Source organism: Kitasatospora sp. NPDC005748 (assembly GCF_040630735.1).
Lineage (GTDB): Bacteria > Actinomycetota > Actinomycetes > Streptomycetales > Streptomycetaceae > Kitasatospora.
Window position 1 is genome coordinate 99,690 of the sequence record NZ_JBEXYD010000019.1, and the last position, 18,585, is coordinate 118,274.

18 protein-coding genes are annotated in these 18,585 nt (G+C 72.3%); 1 reads left to right on the plus strand and 17 read right to left on the minus strand.

Going from position 1 to position 18,585, the window contains the following annotated elements; translation table 11 throughout:
* Positions 1-64: 64 nt before the first annotated feature.
* The 12 genes from coaBC to pyrR form a co-directional block, all read right to left on the minus strand.
* Positions 65-1,300, minus strand: a complete 1,236-nt coding sequence (coaBC, locus tag ABZ495_RS17085; protein WP_359836600.1) for a bifunctional phosphopantothenoylcysteine decarboxylase/phosphopantothenate--cysteine ligase CoaBC — start codon at positions 1,298-1,300, stop codon at positions 65-67.
* Between the two features lie 152 nt (positions 1,301-1,452).
* Positions 1,453-1,719: a DNA-directed RNA polymerase subunit omega gene (gene rpoZ, locus ABZ495_RS17090; protein ID WP_030056185.1), complete on the minus strand. Its 267-nt coding sequence runs from the start codon at positions 1,717-1,719 to the stop codon at positions 1,453-1,455.
* A gap of 36 nt (positions 1,720-1,755) precedes the next feature.
* A complete protein-coding gene (gene gmk / locus ABZ495_RS17095; RefSeq protein ID WP_352290776.1) occupies positions 1,756-2,313 on the minus strand; it encodes a guanylate kinase in 558 nt (185 codons plus the stop codon).
* Positions 2,314-2,362: 49 nt separating this feature from the next.
* Positions 2,363-2,689 (minus strand): integration host factor, actinobacterial type, encoded by a 327-nt coding sequence (mihF, locus tag ABZ495_RS17100; protein WP_030056187.1) that lies wholly within the window; start codon positions 2,687-2,689, stop codon positions 2,363-2,365.
* Between the two features lie 374 nt (positions 2,690-3,063).
* Entirely contained in the window at positions 3,064-3,897 is an 834-nt protein-coding gene (gene pyrF / locus ABZ495_RS17105) for an orotidine-5'-phosphate decarboxylase (protein WP_359836602.1), read from the minus strand.
* A gap of 47 nt (positions 3,898-3,944) precedes the next feature.
* Positions 3,945-5,045 carry a quinone-dependent dihydroorotate dehydrogenase gene (locus ABZ495_RS17110; RefSeq protein ID WP_359836605.1) on the minus strand — a complete coding sequence of 367 codons (1,101 nt, stop codon included), beginning with the start codon at positions 5,043-5,045 and terminating at the stop codon, positions 3,945-3,947.
* 115 nt (positions 5,046-5,160) lie between these two features.
* Positions 5,161-8,472 (minus strand): carbamoyl-phosphate synthase large subunit, encoded by a 3,312-nt coding sequence (carB, locus tag ABZ495_RS17115; RefSeq protein WP_359836607.1) that lies wholly within the window; start codon positions 8,470-8,472, stop codon positions 5,161-5,163.
* A complete protein-coding gene (carA, locus tag ABZ495_RS17120; protein ID WP_359836609.1) occupies positions 8,465-9,655 on the minus strand; it encodes a glutamine-hydrolyzing carbamoyl-phosphate synthase small subunit in 1,191 nt (396 codons plus the stop codon). Before carA ends, carB begins: the two co-directional genes overlap by 8 nt.
* Positions 9,652-10,218: a hypothetical protein gene (locus tag ABZ495_RS17125; RefSeq protein WP_329486776.1), complete on the minus strand. Its 567-nt coding sequence runs from the start codon at positions 10,216-10,218 to the stop codon at positions 9,652-9,654. Before ABZ495_RS17125 ends, carA begins: the two co-directional genes overlap by 4 nt.
* A complete protein-coding gene (locus ABZ495_RS17130; RefSeq protein ID WP_329486777.1) occupies positions 10,215-11,519 on the minus strand; it encodes a dihydroorotase in 1,305 nt (434 codons plus the stop codon). The genes ABZ495_RS17125 and ABZ495_RS17130 overlap by 4 nt, the downstream gene beginning before the upstream one ends.
* A complete protein-coding gene (locus ABZ495_RS17135) occupies positions 11,516-12,496 on the minus strand; it encodes an aspartate carbamoyltransferase catalytic subunit (RefSeq protein WP_329486778.1) in 981 nt (326 codons plus the stop codon). The genes ABZ495_RS17130 and ABZ495_RS17135 overlap by 4 nt, the downstream gene beginning before the upstream one ends.
* A 5-nt stretch (positions 12,497-12,501) precedes the next feature.
* On the minus strand, positions 12,502-13,149 hold the full coding sequence (pyrR, locus tag ABZ495_RS17140; protein WP_329486779.1) for a bifunctional pyr operon transcriptional regulator/uracil phosphoribosyltransferase PyrR: 648 nt from the start codon (positions 13,147-13,149) through the stop codon (positions 12,502-12,504).
* Between the two features lie 328 nt (positions 13,150-13,477).
* Here pyrR and ABZ495_RS17145 point away from each other — a divergent pair, with 328 nt between their 5' ends.
* A complete protein-coding gene (locus ABZ495_RS17145) occupies positions 13,478-13,981 on the plus strand; it encodes a transcriptional regulator (RefSeq protein WP_031072501.1) in 504 nt (167 codons plus the stop codon).
* Between the two features lie 149 nt (positions 13,982-14,130).
* Here ABZ495_RS17145 and ABZ495_RS17150 read toward each other — a convergent pair whose 3' ends face one another.
* The 5 genes from ABZ495_RS17150 to ABZ495_RS17170 form a co-directional block, all read right to left on the minus strand.
* Entirely contained in the window at positions 14,131-15,075 is a 945-nt protein-coding gene (locus ABZ495_RS17150; protein ID WP_359809654.1) for a hypothetical protein, read from the minus strand.
* 206 nt (positions 15,076-15,281) lie between these two features.
* Positions 15,282-16,109, minus strand: coding sequence for a thioesterase family protein (locus ABZ495_RS17155; protein ID WP_359809655.1), 828 nt, complete (start codon positions 16,107-16,109; stop codon positions 15,282-15,284).
* Positions 16,110-16,266: 157 nt separating this feature from the next.
* Positions 16,267-16,704 (minus strand): transcription antitermination factor NusB, encoded by a 438-nt coding sequence (gene nusB, locus ABZ495_RS17160; RefSeq protein ID WP_329486782.1) that lies wholly within the window; start codon positions 16,702-16,704, stop codon positions 16,267-16,269.
* 4 nt (positions 16,705-16,708) lie between these two features.
* Entirely contained in the window at positions 16,709-17,272 is a 564-nt protein-coding gene (gene efp, locus ABZ495_RS17165) for an elongation factor P (protein ID WP_329486783.1), read from the minus strand.
* 82 nt (positions 17,273-17,354) lie between these two features.
* Positions 17,355-18,461, minus strand: coding sequence for an aminopeptidase P family protein (locus ABZ495_RS17170; RefSeq protein ID WP_359836611.1), 1,107 nt, complete (start codon positions 18,459-18,461; stop codon positions 17,355-17,357).
* Positions 18,462-18,585: the final 124 nt, after the last annotated feature.

The window sequence follows — 18,585 nt, forward strand, 5'->3', positions numbered from 1 at the left end:
CGGTCAGCTACCGGCTATCGGGACTCGATTCCGGAAAAGGAGACCGGTTGCTCACCTCTTGAGATCACTCGGCGACCGGTTGCCACCGCTTCGCGACCAGGTCCCAGACCACGTCGGCGAGCGCCTCCTTCGGCCCCACCGGCACCCCCGTCTCAGTGCCGTCCGAGCCCAGAATCACGGCCTCGTTGACGTCCGTGCCGAAGGCCTTGCCGTTGCCGACCTCGTTCACCACCAGCAGGTCGCAGCCCTTGCGGGCGAGCTTCGCGCGACCGTTCGCCAGCACGTCGTCGGTCTCCGCCGCGAAACCCACCACCAGTTGACCCGAACGGGGCCGGTGGGCGGAGAGCTCGGCCAGGATGTCCGGGTTGCGGACCAGCGCGACCGGGGCCGGCTCGACCCCCTCGACCTTCTTGATCTTGCCGCTGGCGTACTCGGCCGGGCGGAAGTCGGCCACCGCGGCGGCCATCACCACCACGTCGGCGTCCGCCGCCGCCTTCGTCGCGGCCTCCCGCAGCTCCAGCGCGGTCGAGACGTGCACCACGTCGACCCCGGCCGGGTCGGGCAGCTCCGCGTTGGCCGAGAGCAACGTCACCCGGGCGCCCCGCGCCGCGGCGGTCGCGGCCAGCGCGTAGCCCTGCTTGCCGGAGGACCGGTTGCCGAGGTAGCGCACCGGGTCCAGCGGCTCGCGGGTACCGCCGGCCGAGACCACCACGTGCCGGCCGGCCAGGTCGGCCGCGGTCGCGCCCCGGCGCAGCAGCGCCCGGCAGGCGTCGAAGATCGCGGACGGCTCGGGCAGCCGCCCCTTGCCGGTGTCCTTGCCGGTCAGCCGCCCGACGGCGGGCTCCAGCACCACGACGCCCCGGCGGCGCAGCGTGGCCACGTTCTCCCGGGTCGCCGGGTGCTCCCACATCTCGGTGTGCATCGCCGGCGCCAGGACGACCGGGCAGCGCGCGGTCAGCAGGGTGTTGGTGAGCAGGTCGTCGGCGAGCCCGTGGGCCGCCTTGGCCATCAGGTCGGCGGTCGCGGGGGCGACCACGACGAGGTCGGCGCTCTGCCCGATCCGCACGTGCGGCACCTCGTGGACCCGCTCCCAGGTCTCGGTGGCGGCGGGACGGCCGGAGAGCGCGGCCCAGGTGGCCTCGCCGACGAAGTGCAGCGCGGCCTCGGTGGGCACCACGGTCACCTGGTGGCCGGATTCGGTGAACCGCCGCAGCACCTCGCACGCCTTGTAGGCGGCGATGCCGCCGCTGACGCCGAGGACGACGCGCGGTGCGTCCGACCGGTCCGTGCTCGCGCTCATGCTTCCCACTCTCTCCTCGCTCGGGACGTGCTCACCCTACGACCCCCCGCCGGCCGGCGGCACGGTGCACCCCGCACCGCCCCCGGGCACGTCGAAGGGCCCGCCGGAACGGATCCGACGGGCCCTTCGACAGAACAGACAGGGAGACCGGCTCAGGCCGCCTCGACCGCCTCGGCGGTGAGCATGCCGGCGTTGATCTCGCGCAGCGCGATCGACAGCGGCTTCTCGTGCACGTGGGTGTCCACCAGCGGGCCGACGTACTCCAGCAGGCCCTCACCGAGCTGCGAGTAGTACGCGTTGATCTGACGCGCGCGCTTGGCGGCGTAGATCACGAGGCTGTACTTGGAGTCGGTGGCCTCAAGCAGCTCGTCGATCGGCGGGTTGATGATGCCCTCGGGCGCGGTCATGGAAGAGGACACGCGAAAACCTTCCGAAAGGTGGAAAAGACAGACAGGTCAGACTACACCGAGCAAGGCTAGCAGTTCGGCCGCTACCTGCTCGACCGAGGTGTTGACAAGGCTCGTGTCGAACTCCGTCTCGGCGGCCAGCTCGACCTTCGCCGCCTCCAGCCGCTTCTCGATGACGTCCTGCGGCTCGGTGCCCCGGCCGGTGAGCCGGCGGACCAGCTCCTCCCAGCTCGGCGGAGCCAGGAAGACCAGCTGCGCCTCGGGCATCGACTCGCGCACCTGGCGGGCGCCCTGCAGGTCGATCTCCAGCAGGACCGGCACGCCGGCTTCCAGCTTCTCCAGTACGGCCTGGCGCGGGGTGCCGTAGCGGTTGCCCGCGAACACGGCCCACTCCAGCAGCTCACCGTTGGCGATCAGCTTGTCGAACTCGTCGTTGTCGACGAAGTGGTACTGGACCCCGTGCTGCTCGCCGGGCCTCGGGTGGCGGGTCGTCGCCGACACCGAGAGCCAGACTTCGGGGTGCTGCTTCCTCATATGAGCGACGACCGTGCTCTTGCCGACCCCCGAGGGGCCGGAGAGCACGGTCAGCCGCGGACGCTCACTCATGCACCGATTATCCCGGATCGCGGACGCTCCCGGGACCACGGGGGCACGGTCAGGCGGCACCGCCGCCGAACTCCCGCTCCAGGGAGGCGATCTGGTTCGTGCCGAGGCCACGGACACGACGGCTCTCGCTGATGCCGAGGCGCTCCATGATCTGCTTGGCGCGGACCTTGCCCACGCCGGGGAGGGACTCCAGGAGCGCGGAGACCTTCATCTTGCCGATCACGTCGTTGTCGGCCTTGCCGGCCTTGATCACCTCGTGCAGGGAGGCGCCGGAGTGCTTGAGCCGATTCTTGACCTCGGCGCGCTCCCGGCGAGCCTCGGCTGCCTTGGCGAGCGCGGCGGTGCGCTGTTCAGGGGTAAGGGGCGGAAGAGCCACGCCGTTCACCTCAGGGTGTGGAAGGAAGGGATTGAGCTATGACTGGTTTGGTTCCCAGGACACCGGCCGCAGGGGAACCTCACGGCTCTGACCTGCGAGAGCAACGGGAATCGCCGCTCTTCGATGACCTATCGCCGGACACTACCCGGATTGCGGCGCCACGTCAGGAAAAGAACACGAAAAGTCCTGGTCAGCCAAGGCCGACCAGGACTTTCCCGGGCAAAATGACCGCGATTGCGGACCTTTGGCACCACCGATGTGACGGCGCTCACGTCACGTCGTGAGACCCCGCGCCACCCCGTCACGCCATCGCGGCACATCACGCCACCTCCGCGGCGACGCTTCGGGTGCCACCGAAAGCGCTGCGGCGCCCGCTACTTCACCGCGTCCGCGTACTCCTGGACGAAGCGGTCCGCCGCCTCCCGCAGGGCCGCCGGCGACGGGCCGCGCCGCAGGACGTCGCGGCTGACGCTCGGCACCACGTTGCGCACCGAGGCGCCGAACACCCGCGGCAGGTCCGCCATCGTGGCGCCCTGGGCGCCGATCCCCGGAGCCAGCAGCGGGCCGTTGATCGCCAGGTCGACGCCCGCGTCGGCCAGCGTCGCACCGACCACCGCGCCGAACGAGCCGAGCGGCTCCGCGCCGGCGTTCTCGGCGGCCAGCTGCCGCAGCACCGCGGCCGCCACCGGCTCGCCGTCCGCGCCGGTCGCGCGCTGCACCTCGGCGCCCTCCGGGTTGGAGGTGAGGGCCAGCGCGAACACCCCGGTGCCGCCTGCCGCCGCCAGGTCGAGCGCCGGCCGCAGCGAGCCGAAGCCCAGGTACGGGCTGACGGTGACGGCGTCCGAGAAGAGCGGGCTGCCGGGCGCCAGGAAGGCCTCCGCGTACGCGGCCATGGTGGAGCCGATGTCGCCGCGCTTGGCGTCCATCAGGACGAGCGCGCCGGCCGCCCGGGCCTCCTGGACGGACCGCTCCAGCACCGCGACGCCCCGGGAGCCGAACCGCTCGAAGAAGGCGGCCTGGGGCTTGAGCACGGCCACCCGGTCGGCCAGGGCCTCGACCACGGTGCGGCTGAAGGTCTCCAGGCCCGCCACGGAGTCCTCCAGCCCCCAGGCGGCGAGCAGGGAGGCGTGCGGGTCGATGCCCACGCAGAGCTGGCCGCGGGTGTCGAGGGCGTGCCGCAGGCGGGCACCGAAGGGGGCGAGGGTCATGACGTCCTTCCAGGGCGTAGCACGGGGGTGAGGGGGTCCGGCGGGGGTCAGGAGGCCTTGGCGCTGCCGACGGCGGCCGCCAGGTCGCGGAAGCCGCCGGCCCGGACGCGGGCGGAGAGGCCCTTGTGGATGCGCCGGCACCAGAACGGGCCCTGGTAGATGAAGGCGCTGTAGCCCTGGACCAGGTCGGCGCCGTGCACGATGCGCTGCCAGGCGTCCTCGGCGGTCTCGATGCCGCCGACCGAGACCAGGGTCAGCCGGCCCTCGGTCCGGGCGCGCAGGCGCTGCAGCACCTCCAGCGCGCGGGCCTTGAGCGGGGCGCCGGAGAGGCCGCCCATGCCGATCTCCTCGATCCGGGCGGCGCTCGCGCGCAGGCCCTCGCGGCCGATCGTGGTGTTGGTGGCGATGATGCCGTCCAGGCCCAGCTCCAGGGCGAGGTCGGCGACCGCGTCGACGTCCTCGTCGGCCAGGTCGGGGGCGATCTTGACCAGCAGCGGCACATGGTGCGCGGTGGAGCGGTCGGCGGCCTCGCGGACGGCGGCCAGCAGCGGGCCGAGGTGCGAGACGGCCTGGAGGTTGCGCAGGCCCGGGGTGTTCGGCGAGCTGACGTTGACCACCAGGTAGTCGGCGTACTGGGCGAGCCGCTCGGTGGACTTCACGTAGTCGGCGATCGCGTCGGCCTCCTCGACCACCTTGGTCTTGCCGATGTTGACGCCGACGACCGGTGTGGAGCTGGTGTGCGGGCGTGCGGCCAGCCGGGCGGCGACCCGGGCCGAGCCCTGGTTGTTGAAGCCCATCCGGTTGATCAGCGCGCGGTCCTCGACCAGGCGGAACAGCCGCGGCGCCGGGTTGCCCGGCTGCGGCTCACCGGTGACGGTGCCGATCTCGACGTAGTCGAAGCCGAGCATCGACAGGCCGTCGATGCCGACGCCGTTCTTGTCGAAGCCGGCCGCCAGGCCGAACGGGCCGGGCAGGTCGAGGCCGAGGGCGGTGGTGCGCAGCGCCCGGTCGCGCGGGGCGAGCACCAGCCGGACGAGGGTGCGCAGGCCGGGCACCGAGGAGGTCAGCCGGACCCAGAAGAACGCCAGGTGGTGGGCCTTCTCGGGGTCCATCTTCTTGAAGACGAGGTCGAACAGGAGCTTGTACACGGCGGGTCCCAACAGAGGATCGGGCGCGGCCCGTCGGTCGAGGGGCGGCGGCGGGCGACGGGTGGGCATGGCAGTGGGGGGCACCCGGCGGTCGGTGCCCCCCACTGCGGTGGTACTACTTCGCGCGACCGGCGTTGATCAGCTGGGCGTGCTCCTGGAGCGACATCACCCCGACCTCGTCGCGCAGCAGCGCGTCGATGCCCTGGACGGCGGCGCCCATCGCCTGGACGGTGGTCAGGCAGGGCACCGAACGGGCGACGGCGGCGGTGCGGATCTCGTAGCCGTCGAGACGGCCGCCGGTGCCGTACGGCGTGTTGATGATGAGGTCGACCTCACCGTCGTGGATCAGCTGGACGATGGTCCGCTCGCCGTTCGGGCCCTCGCCCTCGCTGTGCTTGCGCACCACGGTGGCGGGGATGCCGCCGCGCTGCAGCACCTCGGCGGTGCCGGCGGTGGCGAGCAGCTCGAACCCGAGGCCGACCAGCGCGCGGGCCGGGAAGACCAGGTTGCGCTTGTCCCGGTTGGCGACGGAGACGAAGACCTTGCCCTTGGTCGGCAGCGCGCCGTAGGCACCGGCCTGCGACTTGGCGTACGCCGTGCCGAAGACCTTGTCGATGCCCATGACCTCGCCGGTGGAGCGCATCTCCGGGCCGAGCACGGTGTCCACGCCGCGGCCGTAGATGTCGCGGAAGCGGCTCCACGGCATCACGGCCTCCTTGACGGAGATCGGGCAGTCGGCGGGCAGGGTGCCGCCGTCGCCCTCAGCCGGGAGCAGGCCCTCGGCGCGCAGCTCGGCGACGGTGGCGCCGAGCGAGATCCGGGCGGCGGCCTTGGCCAGCGGCACCGCCGTGGCCTTGGAGGTGAACGGCACGGTGCGGGAGGCGCGGGGGTTGGCCTCCAGCACGTACAGGATGTCGCCGGAGAGGGCGAACTGGATGTTGATCAGGCCGCGGACGCCGACGCCGCGGGCGATCGCCTCGGTGGAGGTGCGCAGCCGCTTGATGTCGTAGCCGCCGAGGGTGATCGGGGGCAGCGCGCAGGCCGAGTCGCCGGAGTGGATGCCGGCCTCCTCGATGTGCTCCATGACGCCGCCGAGGTAGAGCTCGGTGCCGTCGTAGAGCGCGTCGACGTCGATCTCCACCGCGTCGTCGAGGAAGCGGTCGATCAGCACCGGGTGCTCGGAGATCAGACCGGCGTGCCGCTCCAGGTAGGAGGCGAGCGAGGCCTCGTCGTAGACGATCTCCATGCCGCGGCCGCCGAGCACGTAGGACGGGCGGGCCAGCACGGGGTAGCCGATCTCGTCGGCGATCGCCTTGGCCTCCTCGAAGGAGAAGGCGGTGCCGTGCTTGGGGGCGGGCAGGCCGGCGTCGCGCAGCACGCGGCCGAAGGCGCCGCGCTCCTCGGCGAGGTCGATCGCCTCGGGCTGGGTGCCGACGATCGGCACGCCGTTGTCCTTGAGCGCCTGGGCCAGGCCGAGCGGGGTCTGGCCGCCGAGCTGGACGATCACGCCCGCGAGCGGTCCGGCCTGCTGCTCGGCGTGGACGATCTCCAGCACGTCCTCCAGGGTGAGCGGCTCGAAGTAGAGCCGGTCGGAGGTGTCGTAGTCGGTGGAGACGGTCTCCGGGTTGCAGTTGACCATCACGGTCTCGTACCCGGCGTCGGCCAGCGCGAAGGAGGCGTGGACGCACGAGTAGTCGAACTCGATGCCCTGGCCGATGCGGTTCGGGCCCGAGCCGAGGATGATCACCGCGGGCTTGGTGCGCGGGGCGACCTCGTTCTCCTCGTCGTAGGACGAGTAGAAGTACGGGGTCTTGGCGGCGAACTCGGCGGCGCAGGTGTCGACGGTCTTGAACACCGGGCGGATGCCGAGCGCGTGCCGGACCTCGCGGACCACGTCGGTCCGCAGGCCGCGGATCTCACCGATCTGCAGGTCGGAGAAGCCGTGCCGCTTGGCGTGGCGCAGCAGCTCGGGGGTGAGCTCGGCGGCCTCGGCCAGCTCGTCGGCGATCTCGTCCAGCAGGAAGAGCTGGTCGACGAACCACGGGTCGATCTTGGTGTACTCGAACACCTCCTCTGCGGTGGCGCCGGCCCGGATGGCCTCCATGACGGTGTTGATCCGGCCGTCGGTGGGGACCACGGCCTTCTCCAGCAGCGCGGTCTTGTCGCCGACCGGGCCGGCCCAGGTGAACTGGGAGCCCTTCTTCTCCAGCGAGCGGAGCGCCTTGTTGAGCGCCTCGGGGAAGTTGCGGCCCATGGCCATGGCCTCGCCGACCGACTTCATGGTGGTGGTCAGCGTGGCGTCGGCGCTCGGGAACTTCTCGAACGCGAACCGCGGGACCTTCACCACGACGTAGTCGAGGGTCGGCTCGAACGACGCCGGCGTCTGCTCGGTGATGTCGTTGGGGATCTCGTCCAGGGTGTAGCCGACGGCGAGCTTCGCCGCGATCTTGGCGATCGGGAAGCCGGTCGCCTTCGAGGCCAGCGCCGAGGAGCGCGAGACGCGCGGGTTCATCTCGATGACGATGACCCGGCCGTCCGCGGGGTCGACCGCGAACTGGATGTTGCAGCCGCCGGTGTCGACGCCGACCTCGCGGATGACCGCGATGCCGATGTCGCGCAGGATCTGGTACTCGCGGTCGGTCAGCGTCATCGCCGGGGCGACGGTGATCGAGTCACCGGTGTGCACGCCCATCGGGTCGAAGTTCTCGATCGAGCAGACGACCACGACGTTGTCGTTCTTGTCGCGCATCAGCTCCAGCTCGTACTCCTTCCAGCCGAGGATGGACTCCTCCAGGAGCACCTCGGTGGTCGGCGAGAGGGTCAGGCCCTGGCCGGCGATGCGGCGCAGGTCCTCCTCGTTGTGCGCGAAGCCCGAGCCGGCGCCGCCCATGGTGAAGGAGGGGCGGACCACGACCGGGTAGCCGCCGAGCGTGTCGACGCCGGCCAGCACGTCGTCCATGGTGTGGCAGATCACCGAGCGGGCGGACTCGCCGTGGCCGATCTTGGCGTTGACGGCCTCGACGACGCCCTTGAAGAGCTCGCGGTCCTCGCCCTTGTGGATCGAGTCGACCTTGGCGCCGATCAGCTCCACGTTGTACTTGGCCAGCACGCCGTTGGCGTCCAGCGCGATCGCCGTGTTGAGCGCGGTCTGCCCGCCCAGGGTCGGCAGCAGGGCGTCCGGGCGCTCCTTGGCGATGATCTTCTCGACGAACTCCGGGGTGATCGGCTCGACGTAGGTGGCGTCGGCGATCTCCGGGTCGGTCATGATCGTGGCCGGGTTGGAGTTGACCAGGACGACCCGCAGGCCCTCGGCCTTGAGCACCCGGCAGGCCTGCGTGCCCGAGTAGTCGAACTCCGCGGCCTGGCCGATGACGATCGGGCCGGAGCCGATGACCAGGACGGACTTGATGTCGGTGCGCTTAGGCACGCTGGCCCTCCATGAGCTCAACACTGTCGTTGTCGTCGCCTCGCATGAGCTCGACGAACCGGTCGAAGAGGTACGCCGCGTCGTGCGGGCCGGCCGCCGCTTCCGGGTGGTACTGCACGCTGAAGGCGGGCACGTCCAGTGCCTGGAGGCCCTCGACCACATCGTCGTTGAGGCAGACGTGGGAGACCTCGACCCGGCCGAACGGCGTGTCGCTCACCTTGTCCAGCGGCGCGTTCACGGCGAAGCCGTGGTTGTGCGCGGTCACCTCGACCTTGCCGGTGGTGCGGTCCTGCACCGGCTGGTTGATGCCGCGGTGGCCGTACTTGAGCTTGTAGGTGCCGAAGCCCAGCGCCCGGCCGAGGATCTGGTTGCCGAAGCAGATCCCGAAGAACGGGGTCCGGCGCTCCAGCACGCCCTGCGCCACGGCGACCTGGTGGTCGGCGGTGGCCGGGTCGCCCGGGCCGTTGGAGAAGAAGACGCCGTCCGGGTCGACGGCGTAGATGTCCTCCAGCGTGGAGTTCGCCGGCAGCACGTGCACCTCGATGCCGCGCTCGGCCATCCGCTGCGGGGTCATCGCCTTGATGCCGAGGTCCAGCGCCGCGACGGTGAACTTCTTCTCGCCGACGGCGGGCACCACGTACGGCTCGGTGGTGGCGACCTCGGGGCAGAGGTCGGCGCCCTTCATCTCGGGCGACTGCTGCACCCGGGCCAGCAGCGCGGCGTCGTCCGCCAGCGCCGGGCCGGAGAAGATGCCGCAGCGCATCGCGCCGCGCTCGCGCAGGTGGCGGGTGAGGGCGCGGGTGTCGATGCCGCTGATGCCGACGACGCCCTGGGTGACGAGCTCCTCGTCGAGCGGGCGGCGCGAGCGCCAGTTGGACGTCACCCGGGCGGGGTCGCGCACGATGTAGCCGGCGACCCAGATCCGGCGGGACTCGTCGTCCTCGTCGTTCCAGCCGGTGTTGCCGATCTGCGGGGCGGTCATCGCGACCACCTGGCGGTGGTACGACGGGTCGGTCAGGGTCTCCTGGTAGCCGGACATGCCGGTGTTGAAGACGGCCTCGCCGAAGGTCTCGCCGATCGCGCCGTAGGCCTGGCCACGGAAGATCCGGCCGTCCTCCAGGACGAGCACGGCGGGGACTCGGTCCCGCCGTTGGCGCTGCGTGGTGGGGGCAGGTGCGGTCATTGAGCGGCCTCTTCCGTCTTCGTCTGCGTACGTGTTGCGAGGTGGGCGATCGCCTCGACCCAGGCGGCGTGCTCGCCGGGGTGGTCGGCCCGGAACCCGGAGTCCAGCGCGGTGCCCTCGTGCGTCCAGGTGACGACGAGCAGTCCGGACGGCACGACCTTGCCGGCGATCCCGGAGTCCGTCCGGGCCCCGGTCAGCTGCTCGGCCGGGATCCAGAAGTCGACGTCGCCGGGGCGCTGCACCAGCAGGCCGTCCGCGCCGAGGGTCAGGTCGGCCCGGCTGCGGGTGCCCAGGCCGTGCGCGACGACCCGGTCCAGCCAGTTCCCGGCGGTGGTGGTGCCGTGGTACCGGCCGCTGGTCTCCAGGATGGTCCGGCCGGCCCGGGCCGGCACGGCGGGCAGCGGCGGGATGCCGGACTGCAGGGTGCGCCGCCAGTTCCAGCCCTGGCGCATCAGCCAGTAGACCAGCCCGATCACCAGCAGCAGGCCGATGGCCCAGCCGATGTACCCGGGCCAGTCGGTGACCCTGGCCTGCTCCTGGGCGAGCCCGGTGAAGGCGCTCACGCGAGCCCGCCCTGCTCGACCAGCTCGCCGGCGAGCACCGTGGCGGTGCCGCGCAGGAAGGTGGCGTGCACCCGGCCGGGCAGGTCGAGGCCACGGTAGGGGGTGTTGCGACTGCGGGTGGCGAAGCTGTCGGGGTTCACGGCACCACGGTACGCGGGATCGAACAGCACCAGGTTGGCGGGCTCACCGACCGAGACGGGTCGTCCGTGGCCGGTGAGGCGACCGATCCGGGCCGGTCGGTGCGACATCCGGTCCGCGACGCCCTCCCAGTTCAGCAGGCCCGTGTCGACCATGGTCTGCTGCACCACCGAGAGCGCCGTCTCCAGGCCGACCATGCCCATCGCGGCCACGGCCCACTCGCAGTCCTTGTCCTCGGACGGGTGCGGCGCGTGGTCCGTCGCGACGGCGTCGATGGTGCCGTCCGCGAGCGCCTTGCGTAGCGCCTGGACGTCGGCCGCGGTGCGCAGCGGCGGGTTCACCTTGTACACCGGGTCGTAGGAGCGGACCAGCTCGTCGGTGAGCAGCAGGTGGTGCGGGGTGACCTCGGCGGTGACGTTCCAGCCCTTGGCCTTGGCCCAGCGGATGATCTCCACCGAGCCGGCCGTCGAGACGTGGCAGACGTGCAGGCGCGAGCCGACGTGCGCGGCGAGCAGCACGTCGCGGGCGATGATCGCCTCCTCGGCGACGGCCGGCCAGCCGCCCAGCCCGAGCTCGCCGGAGACCTGGCCCTCGTTCATCTGGGCGCCCTCGGTGAGCCGGGGCTCCTGGGCGTGCTGGGCGACGACCCCGTCGAAGGCCTTCACGTACTCCAGCGCCCGGCGCATGATCACCGCGTCGTCGACGCACTTGCCGTCGTCGGAGAAGACCCGCACCTCGGCGGCCGAGTCGTGCATCGCGCCCAGCTCGGCGAGCTTCTTGCCCTCCAGGCCGACGGTGACGGCGCCGACCGGGCGCACGTCGCAGAAGCCGGACTCCTGGCCGAGCCGCCAGACCTGCTCGACCACGCCGGCGGTGTCGGCCACCGGGAAGGTGTTGGCCATCGCGTGCACGGCGGTGAAGCCGCCCATCGCGGCGGCCCGGGTGCCGGTGAGCACCGTCTCGGCGTCCTCGCGGCCGGGCTCGCGCAGGTGGGTGTGCAGGTCGACCAGGCCCGGCAGGACGATCAGGCCGGAGGCGTCGATCTCGATGTCAGCCTCGACCGCCAGGCCGGTGCCGATCTCCTTGACCACACCGTCGGCGAGGTGGAGGTCCTGCGGGGCGCCGCCGAGGATCTGGGCGTTGCGGATCAGGTAGGTGGTCACTGAGCGGTCTCCACGGAGTCGGTGCGGGGGGCGGCGTCGGCGAGCGTGGCGCCGCCGAGCAGCAGGTACAGGACGGCCATCCGGACGGAGACGCCGTTGGCGACCTGCTCGACCACGGTGCAGCGCGGCGAGTCGGCGACCTCGGCGGTGATCTCCATGCCGCGGACCATCGGGCCGGGGTGCATCACGATGGCGTGCTCGGGCAGCTGCGCCATCCGGCTGCCGTCCAGGCCGTAGCGGCGGCTGTACTCGCGCTCGGTCGGGAAGAAGGCGGCGTTCATCCGCTCGCGCTGCACCCGCAGCATCATCAGCGCGTCCGTCTTGGGGAGCACGCTCTCCAGGTCGTAGCTGACCTCGCAGGGCCAGTTCTCGATGCCGATCGGCAGCAGCGTCGGCGGGGCCACGAAGGTGACCTGGGCGCCGAGGGTGGTGAGCAGGTGGACGTTGGAGCGGGCCACCCGGCTGTGCAGGATGTCGCCGACGATGGTCACCCGCCGGCCGGCGAGGTCGCGGCCGAGGCCGGCGTTGAGGTGGCGGCGCATGGTGAAGGCGTCGAGCAGCGCCTGGGTGGGGTGCTCGTGGGTGCCGTCGCCGGCGTTGATGACGCTGCCGTGCAGCCAGTCGGACTGGGCCAGCCGGGCCGGCGCGCCGGAGGCGTGGTGCCGGATGACGACCGCGTCGGCGCCCATCGCCTGGAGGGTGAGCGCGGTGTCCTTGAGGCTCTCGCCCTTGGAGACCGAGGAGCCCTTGGCGGAGAAGTTGATGACGTCGGCGGAGAGCCGCTTCTCGGCGACCTCGAAGGAGGTCTTGGTACGGGTGGAGTCTTCGAAGAAGAGGTTGACGACCGTTCGACCACGGAGCGTAGGCAGCTTCTTGACGGCCCGTCCGGAGAGCTGGGCCAGCTCCTCGGCGGTGTCCAGGATCAGCAGCGCGTCGTCGCGGGTGAGGTCGGCGGCGGAGACGAGGTGGCGCTTCACGCGGGTTACTCCGGGAGGTGCGGTTCGGACGGCCGGGCGGCCAGGGCCTGCGAGCTGCGCTCACTGCGCGGGGGGCGCGACGCGTCCGCGTGGTCGCGGTCGCCGACCAGCACGGCGTCCACGCCGTCGCTGTCCGCGAGGCGGACCTGCACGGCCTCGCGCAGCGAGGTGGGGAGGTTCTTGCCCACGTAGTCGGCGCGGATCGGCAGCTCGCGGTGGCCGCGGTCGACCAGGACGGCGAGCTGGACGGCGCGCGGGCGGCCGATGTCGCTGAGCGCGTCGAGCGCGGCGCGGATGGTGCGGCCCGAGAAGAGCACGTCGTCGACCAGGACGACGAGCCTGCCGTCGATGCCGCCGGCCGGGATCTCGGTGTGCTCCAGGGCCCGGGCGGGCTTCAGCCGCAGGTCGTCCCGGTACATGGTGATGTCCAGCGTCCCGAACGGGATCTCCCGGCCGGTGATCTGGGTCAGCCGGTCGCGCAGCCGGCGGGCGAGGTGCACGCCCCTGGTGTGGATGCCGAGCAGCACGACGTCCTCCGCGCCCTTGGCGCGCTCGACGATCTCGTGCGCTATCCGGGTGATCACCCGGGCGATGTCCGTGCCGTCCAGCACCTGGTGCGGCGGGCGCGGCGTCGGTTCGTGATGTGTGGTCATGCCGAAGCGGACCTCCTTCCCCGCCTCACTGGACGGGCCTTAAAGGATGTCTGGAACGCCCCCGCCGACGCGGCGCGGGCTCCCGCCATCGTACCAGCGCGCCCGACGGCAAACCGGCGTCCATCATTCCGCTTCACCGGGTTAACGTCCGCGACGCACCGCGGACGCGGGCCATTCGCACGACTGCCCCATTCGGCTTGACGCAGCTACCTCACTCTACGTAACCTCACAGTGAGTTACGAGACTGGCGTCGAACCCACCGGTAACGACGTCGACAATCGCCCGTGACCCACCACTGAACGCGAAGCAATCTCGTCCGGGGAGACCAATGTCCAGCGACTACGCGAAGCAACTCGGAGGAAAACTCCGAGCGATCCGCACTCAGCAGGGGCTCTCCCTGCACGGTGTCGAGGAGAAGTCCCAGGGGCGCTGGAAGGCAGTCGTCGTCGGCTCGTACGAGCGCGGTGACCGTGCGGTCACCGTGCAGCGGCTGGCCGAGCTGGCGGAGTTCTACGGCGTTCCGGTCCAGGAGCTGCTGCCCGGCGGTACGCCCGGTGGTGCGGCCGAGCCGCCGCCGCGCCTCGTGCTGGACCTGGAGAGACTGACCCAGGTCCCGTCCGAGAAGGCCGGTCCGCTGCAGCGCTACGCGGCGACCATCCAGAGCCAGCGCGGTGACTACAACGGCAAGGTGCTCTCGATCCGCCAGGACGACCTGCGCACGCTGGCCGTGATCTACGACCAGTCGCCGTCGATCCTGACCGAGCAGCTGATCTCCTGGGGCGTGCTGAACCCCGACGCGCGCCGTGCGGTGCGCGAGGAGGAGGCGAGCTGAGGCTCGCCCCCACCGGCTCCCACCGCCTCCCACCAGCAGGAACGGGCAGGGCCAAGCAGAAACGTCACGGCGCGGTGCCCCGGAACGGGGGCCGCGCCGTCGCGCGTCCGGCCCCGGACCGAAGCCGGCCCGGGGCCGCTCCGGCGGCCTCAGCGGACCGTGCCCAGGCTGTAGCCGGGCTCGGCCGCCACGCCCTCCAGCCGCACCGAGGCCGCGGTCGGCGCCCAGCCCTGCCCAGCGCTGGCCCAGGCCCAGGCCGCCCCGCGGAAGGCCCGGTCGGCGGTTCCGTCGCCGGCGGGGTCGGCGGTTCCGTCACCGGCTCCGCAGGCCGCCGCCGAGCCCTGCGTGCCGTGCAGCACCGCCAGCCCCGGCAGCTCCCGGGCCAGCCCCGCGCAGAGCACCGCGCAGACCAGCTCCAGGTCCTCGTCGTTGATCCGCACCACGCCGTCCTCCCACTGGAGCACCCGGGCCGCGGCCGTCAGCCGGCCACCGGGGGCGTCCACCGCGAGGCGCAGCTCGTAGACCCCGCTGCCCGCGCCGACCAGCATCCGCCGGAACACCTCGGCGCCACGCTGGTAGGCCTCCCGGACGGCCCGGCCGTGCTCCTCGTAGAGCCCGCCGTCCAGCAGCAGGTCCGCGTGGCGCAGCGTCAGCCCGTTCTCGCGGGCCCGGACCAGCCGGGGCAGGAAGTCCCCGGCGAGGTCCTCGCCCTGGTAGGCGAGGAGCTGGGTCTGCAGCGGCGGATTGACCAGGTAGCGGTCGCGGGCGCCCGGCTCGGCCGGGTCGAGGCCGTGCAGGAGGCAGAACTCCTCGAAGTCCTGCGGGTGGAACATCCGGGCCCGGACGGTGTCGAAGCCGCGCCGGGCCTCGGCGAGCAGGTCGGCGGTGTCCCGCAGGTAGGTCTCGTAGTCCGGGGCGTCGCAGAGGCGCCAGGCGGCGGCGCGCTCGAAGTCGGCGGCGCTGGTCAGCACCCCGATGACGAAGGCCTGCCCCGCGCCGTCCGCCCGGCGCCGCTCGTGCCGCAGCCGCGCGCGGGGGCGGGGGCCGGCGGCGGAGCAGTCGGGGGTGCGGCGGGCGCGGCCGTTGCGGCTCATCGGAGGCTCCTGGGGCGGTGGCGGTCGGCGGCGGTAGGGGTGCCGCCGACCGTTGTCCTCCCCAGCCCCGGGTGTCGCACACGTACGGCGTGTCACAGGAATGTAACCGACCGTGAGGCGGGGCACGTCACCCGGTCGGCGCAACCCGCCGGACCGCGCCGCACCCGGCGGGCGGCCGGGCGCGGCGGGTCGCGGGACGGCGGCGGTCAGGCCTGCCGCGGCACCCGGGCGAGCTGACGCGACTGGGCGACCAGGCGGCCGGACTCGTCCCAGACCTCGGCGTCCTCCTCGAAGTAGCCGCCGGCCACGTTGCGGGTGGCGTGGGTGACGCGCAGCCAGCCGGGCGCCGGCTTTGCCCGCAGGTGGACGGTCAGCTCGATGGTGGGGGCCCAGCCGGGCATCCCGAGGTCGAAGGTGACCGGCGGCAGCGCGTCGGCGACCAGCAGGAGCAGCAGCGGGTCGGGCTCCCGGCCGTCGGCGAGCCGGAACCAGCCCTGGATCCGGCCGTTGCCGGAGGGCTGCCCGAGCGCCCAGCCGATGGTCGCCGGGTCGAGCCGCAGGTCGAACCGCTCCAGGAGGGCGGCCTGCTCGATCAGCTGCTTGGGGGCGTGCTCCACGCCGACGCACTGGTCCGGCGGCGGCAGCTGCGGCGGCTGGGCGGTGGTCCGCACGTCGCCGCCGGCGTCGGCGAGGTCGCCGTGGGTGGCCACCACGCGCAGCCGCTCCACGCCGTCCTGGCTGAGCGAGGCGGTGCCGGTGGAGAGCGAGCGGCCGGTGCGGAGCACCTCGGTACGGACGGTGGCCGGGCCGGGGTGGGAGGCGGAGAGGTAGTAACCGCTGATCGAGACCGGGTCGGCGTGGTCGCCGTGCTCCAGCGAGAGGGCGTGGCCCGCCATCGCGAGCAGCAGCCCGCCGTTGACGCCGCCGCCGATCTGCCAGCCGGCGCCCAGTTCGCCGTCGTAGCGGCCCGGCTCGGCCGGGTGCCTGGTGAGGGCGATGCCCTGGTCGAACTCGCTGCGGATCGCCGTGGTCATGGGGGTGGCCTGCCCTTCGCTGCGGGGTCACCGGTGCGCGTGGGTCACCGGAGCACCAGGTTACTGGCGAGTAGGGTCCCAACATACGCCACCCGGCCCGAACGCACGACGGCCGCCGGACCCTGTCGGGCCCGGCGGCCGTGCGTCGGAGTGCCGCCTACCGGCGGATGCTCGGCTTGAGCTCCAGGAAGCGGGCGAGCAGGCCGTTGACGAAGGCCGGGGAGTCGTCCGTGGAGAACTCCTTGGCGATCTCGACGGCCTCGTCCAGGACGACCGCGTCCGGGACGCCGTCCTCCCAGATCAGCTCGTACGCACCGAGCCGCAGGACGTTGCGGTCCACGATCGGCATCCGGTCGAGCGTCCAGCCCACCGCGTACTCGGAGATGAGGTCGTCGATCCGGCGGGCGTGCTGGACGTACCCCTCGATCAGCTCCATGGTGTACTCACCGACCTGCGGGGTGCCCTCGTCCGGCTTGGGCTCCCGGGCACGGGCCACCCAGTCGGCGAGGACCCGCTGCGGGTCGACCCCGCGGTGGTCGGCCTCGAAGAGGATCTGGAAGGCTCGCGTACGGGCCTTGCTGCGTGCGGCCGACACGGACTTACTTCACCCGGCCGAGGTAGCTGCCGTCGCGGGTGTCGACCTTGATCTTCTCACCGGTGACGATGAACAGCGGCACGGCGATCTCGGCGCCGGTCTCCAGGGTGGCCGGCTTGGAGCCACCGGTGGAGCGGTCGCCCTGGACGCCCGGCTCGGTGTGGGAGATGGTCAGCTCGACCGAGGCCGGGAGCTCGATGTACAGGGGAGCACCCTCGTACATGGCGACCAGGGCCTCGAAGCCCTCCAGCAGGTACTTCGCGGCGTCGCCGACGACGGCGGGCTCGATCGTGGTCTGGTCGTAGGTGTCCGTGTCCATGAACACGAAGTTCTCGCCGTCCTTGTACGAGAACTGCATGCCACGCTTGTCGACGTTGGCGGTCTCGACCTTGGTGCCGGCGTTGAAGGTCTTGTCGACGACCTTGCCCGTCAGGACCTCCTTGAGCTTGGTGCGCACGAAGGCCGGGCCCTTACCGGGCTTGACGTGCTGGAACTCGACGACGGACCAGAGCTTGCCGCCCTCCAGCTTGAGAACCATGCCGTTCTTGAGATCGTTCGTGGAAGCCACGGGCGCACTTACTCCTGGATATAGCTGTCAAGGAACCAAGGGGTGCGTCCTGCCGCCCCCGGCCGCCTCGGGCGGTCGCGGGTCACAGGGCGAGGAGCTCCTTGGTGGTGATGGTGAGCAGCTCGGGCCCGCCCTCTTCGAGGGGGCGCACCACGAGCGTGTCCTCGATCCGGACACCGCCCCGGCCCGGGAGGTGAACCCCTGGACCGACGGTGACCGGCACGCGGCTGTCCAGTTTACCCATGTCCGACGGCCCGAGGCGCGGGGCCTCCCGGATCTCCAGCCCGATGCCGTGACCGACGGGGTGCGGCGAGCTCTCGGTGTGCCCGGCCGCGTGGAGGATCTCCCGGGCGGCCTGGTCGGGCACGTACTGTTCGACGCCCGGACCGAGCGCCTCCCGCCCGGCCCGCTGGGCCCGGAACACCAGGCGGTGCAGTTCGACCTGCCAGGGCGCGGGGGCGGCGCCGATCACGAAGGTCCGGGCGGTCGAGACGCCGTACCCGCGGTACTGGGCACCCAGGACGACGGTGAGGAAGTCACCCTCCTCCACCCGCCGGTCGGTGGGCTGGTGGGACTGCTGGCCGGAGTGGCTGCCGGTGCCGACCGAGACCGGGAAGGCCGCCCGGTCCGCACCGTGGTCGATCATCCGGCGTTCCAGCTCCATCGCCAGGTGCCGCTCGGTCCGGCCGACCAGGATCGACTCCAGCAGCTCGCCGAGCGCCTGGTCGGCGATCTCTGCGGCGATCCGCAGGTCCGCGATCTCGTGCTCGTCCTTGATCACCCGCAGCCGTTCGACCGCCCGGCCGAGGTCGGCCAGCCGGACGCCCTCCGCCAGACCCGCCACGGCGCGGTGCCGGGCGACGGTCAGGTCGTGCTCCTCCACCGCCAGGTCGGCCACCCCCAGCCGGGCCGCGGCCGCGGCGGCCGCCAGCGCGGTGTCGGCGCCCGCCGCCACCGGCACCCGGGTGACGTCCTCGACGATCAGGTGCTCACCGGTGTCGTCCGGCGGCAGGTCGTCCGGCAGCGCCAGCAGCGCCCGCTCCCGGGTGAGCAGCAGCGTCGCGCCGCACGGCGGGCAACCGGTCAGGTACCGCACGTTCGCCGCCCGGGTGATCAGCGCCGCATCGGCCCCGGCCGCACTGCCGTGCTCCCTCAGACGCTCCCGCCGGACCGCGTACGCATCAGACATGCGTCGAGCCTACGGAGCCCCATCCCGATCCGCCCGCCGAGCGGATCCGACCGGACCAGGACGGCCCTGGTCGGAGACCCGGCCGGTCCGCCGGTGCGGCGTCGGGCCCCGGCGCCGCACCGGC

Bases quoted from the DNA above. Each gene is read 5' to 3' on its own strand.
- coaBC (WP_359836600.1), bottom strand. From the start codon at position 1,300: ATGAGCGCGAGCACGGACCGGTCGGACGCACCGCGCGTCGTCCTCGGC.
- gmk (WP_352290776.1), bottom strand. From the start codon at position 2,313: ATGAGTGAGCGTCCGCGGCTGACCGTGCTCTCCGGCCCCTCGGGGGTC.
- pyrF (WP_359836602.1), bottom strand. From the start codon at position 3,897: ATGACCCTCGCCCCCTTCGGTGCCCGCCTGCGGCACGCCCTCGACACC.
- carA (WP_359836609.1), bottom strand. From the start codon at position 9,655: ATGACCGCACCTGCCCCCACCACGCAGCGCCAACGGCGGGACCGAGTC.
- pyrR (WP_329486779.1), bottom strand. From the start codon at position 13,149: ATGACCACACATCACGAACCGACGCCGCGCCCGCCGCACCAGGTGCTG.
- ABZ495_RS17145 (WP_031072501.1), top strand. From the start codon at position 13,478: ATGTCCAGCGACTACGCGAAGCAACTCGGAGGAAAACTCCGAGCGATC.
- ABZ495_RS17150 (WP_359809654.1), bottom strand. From the start codon at position 15,075: ATGAGCCGCAACGGCCGCGCCCGCCGCACCCCCGACTGCTCCGCCGCC.
- ABZ495_RS17155 (WP_359809655.1), bottom strand. From the start codon at position 16,109: ATGACCACGGCGATCCGCAGCGAGTTCGACCAGGGCATCGCCCTCACC.
- ABZ495_RS17170 (WP_359836611.1), bottom strand. From the start codon at position 18,461: ATGTCTGATGCGTACGCGGTCCGGCGGGAGCGTCTGAGGGAGCACGGC.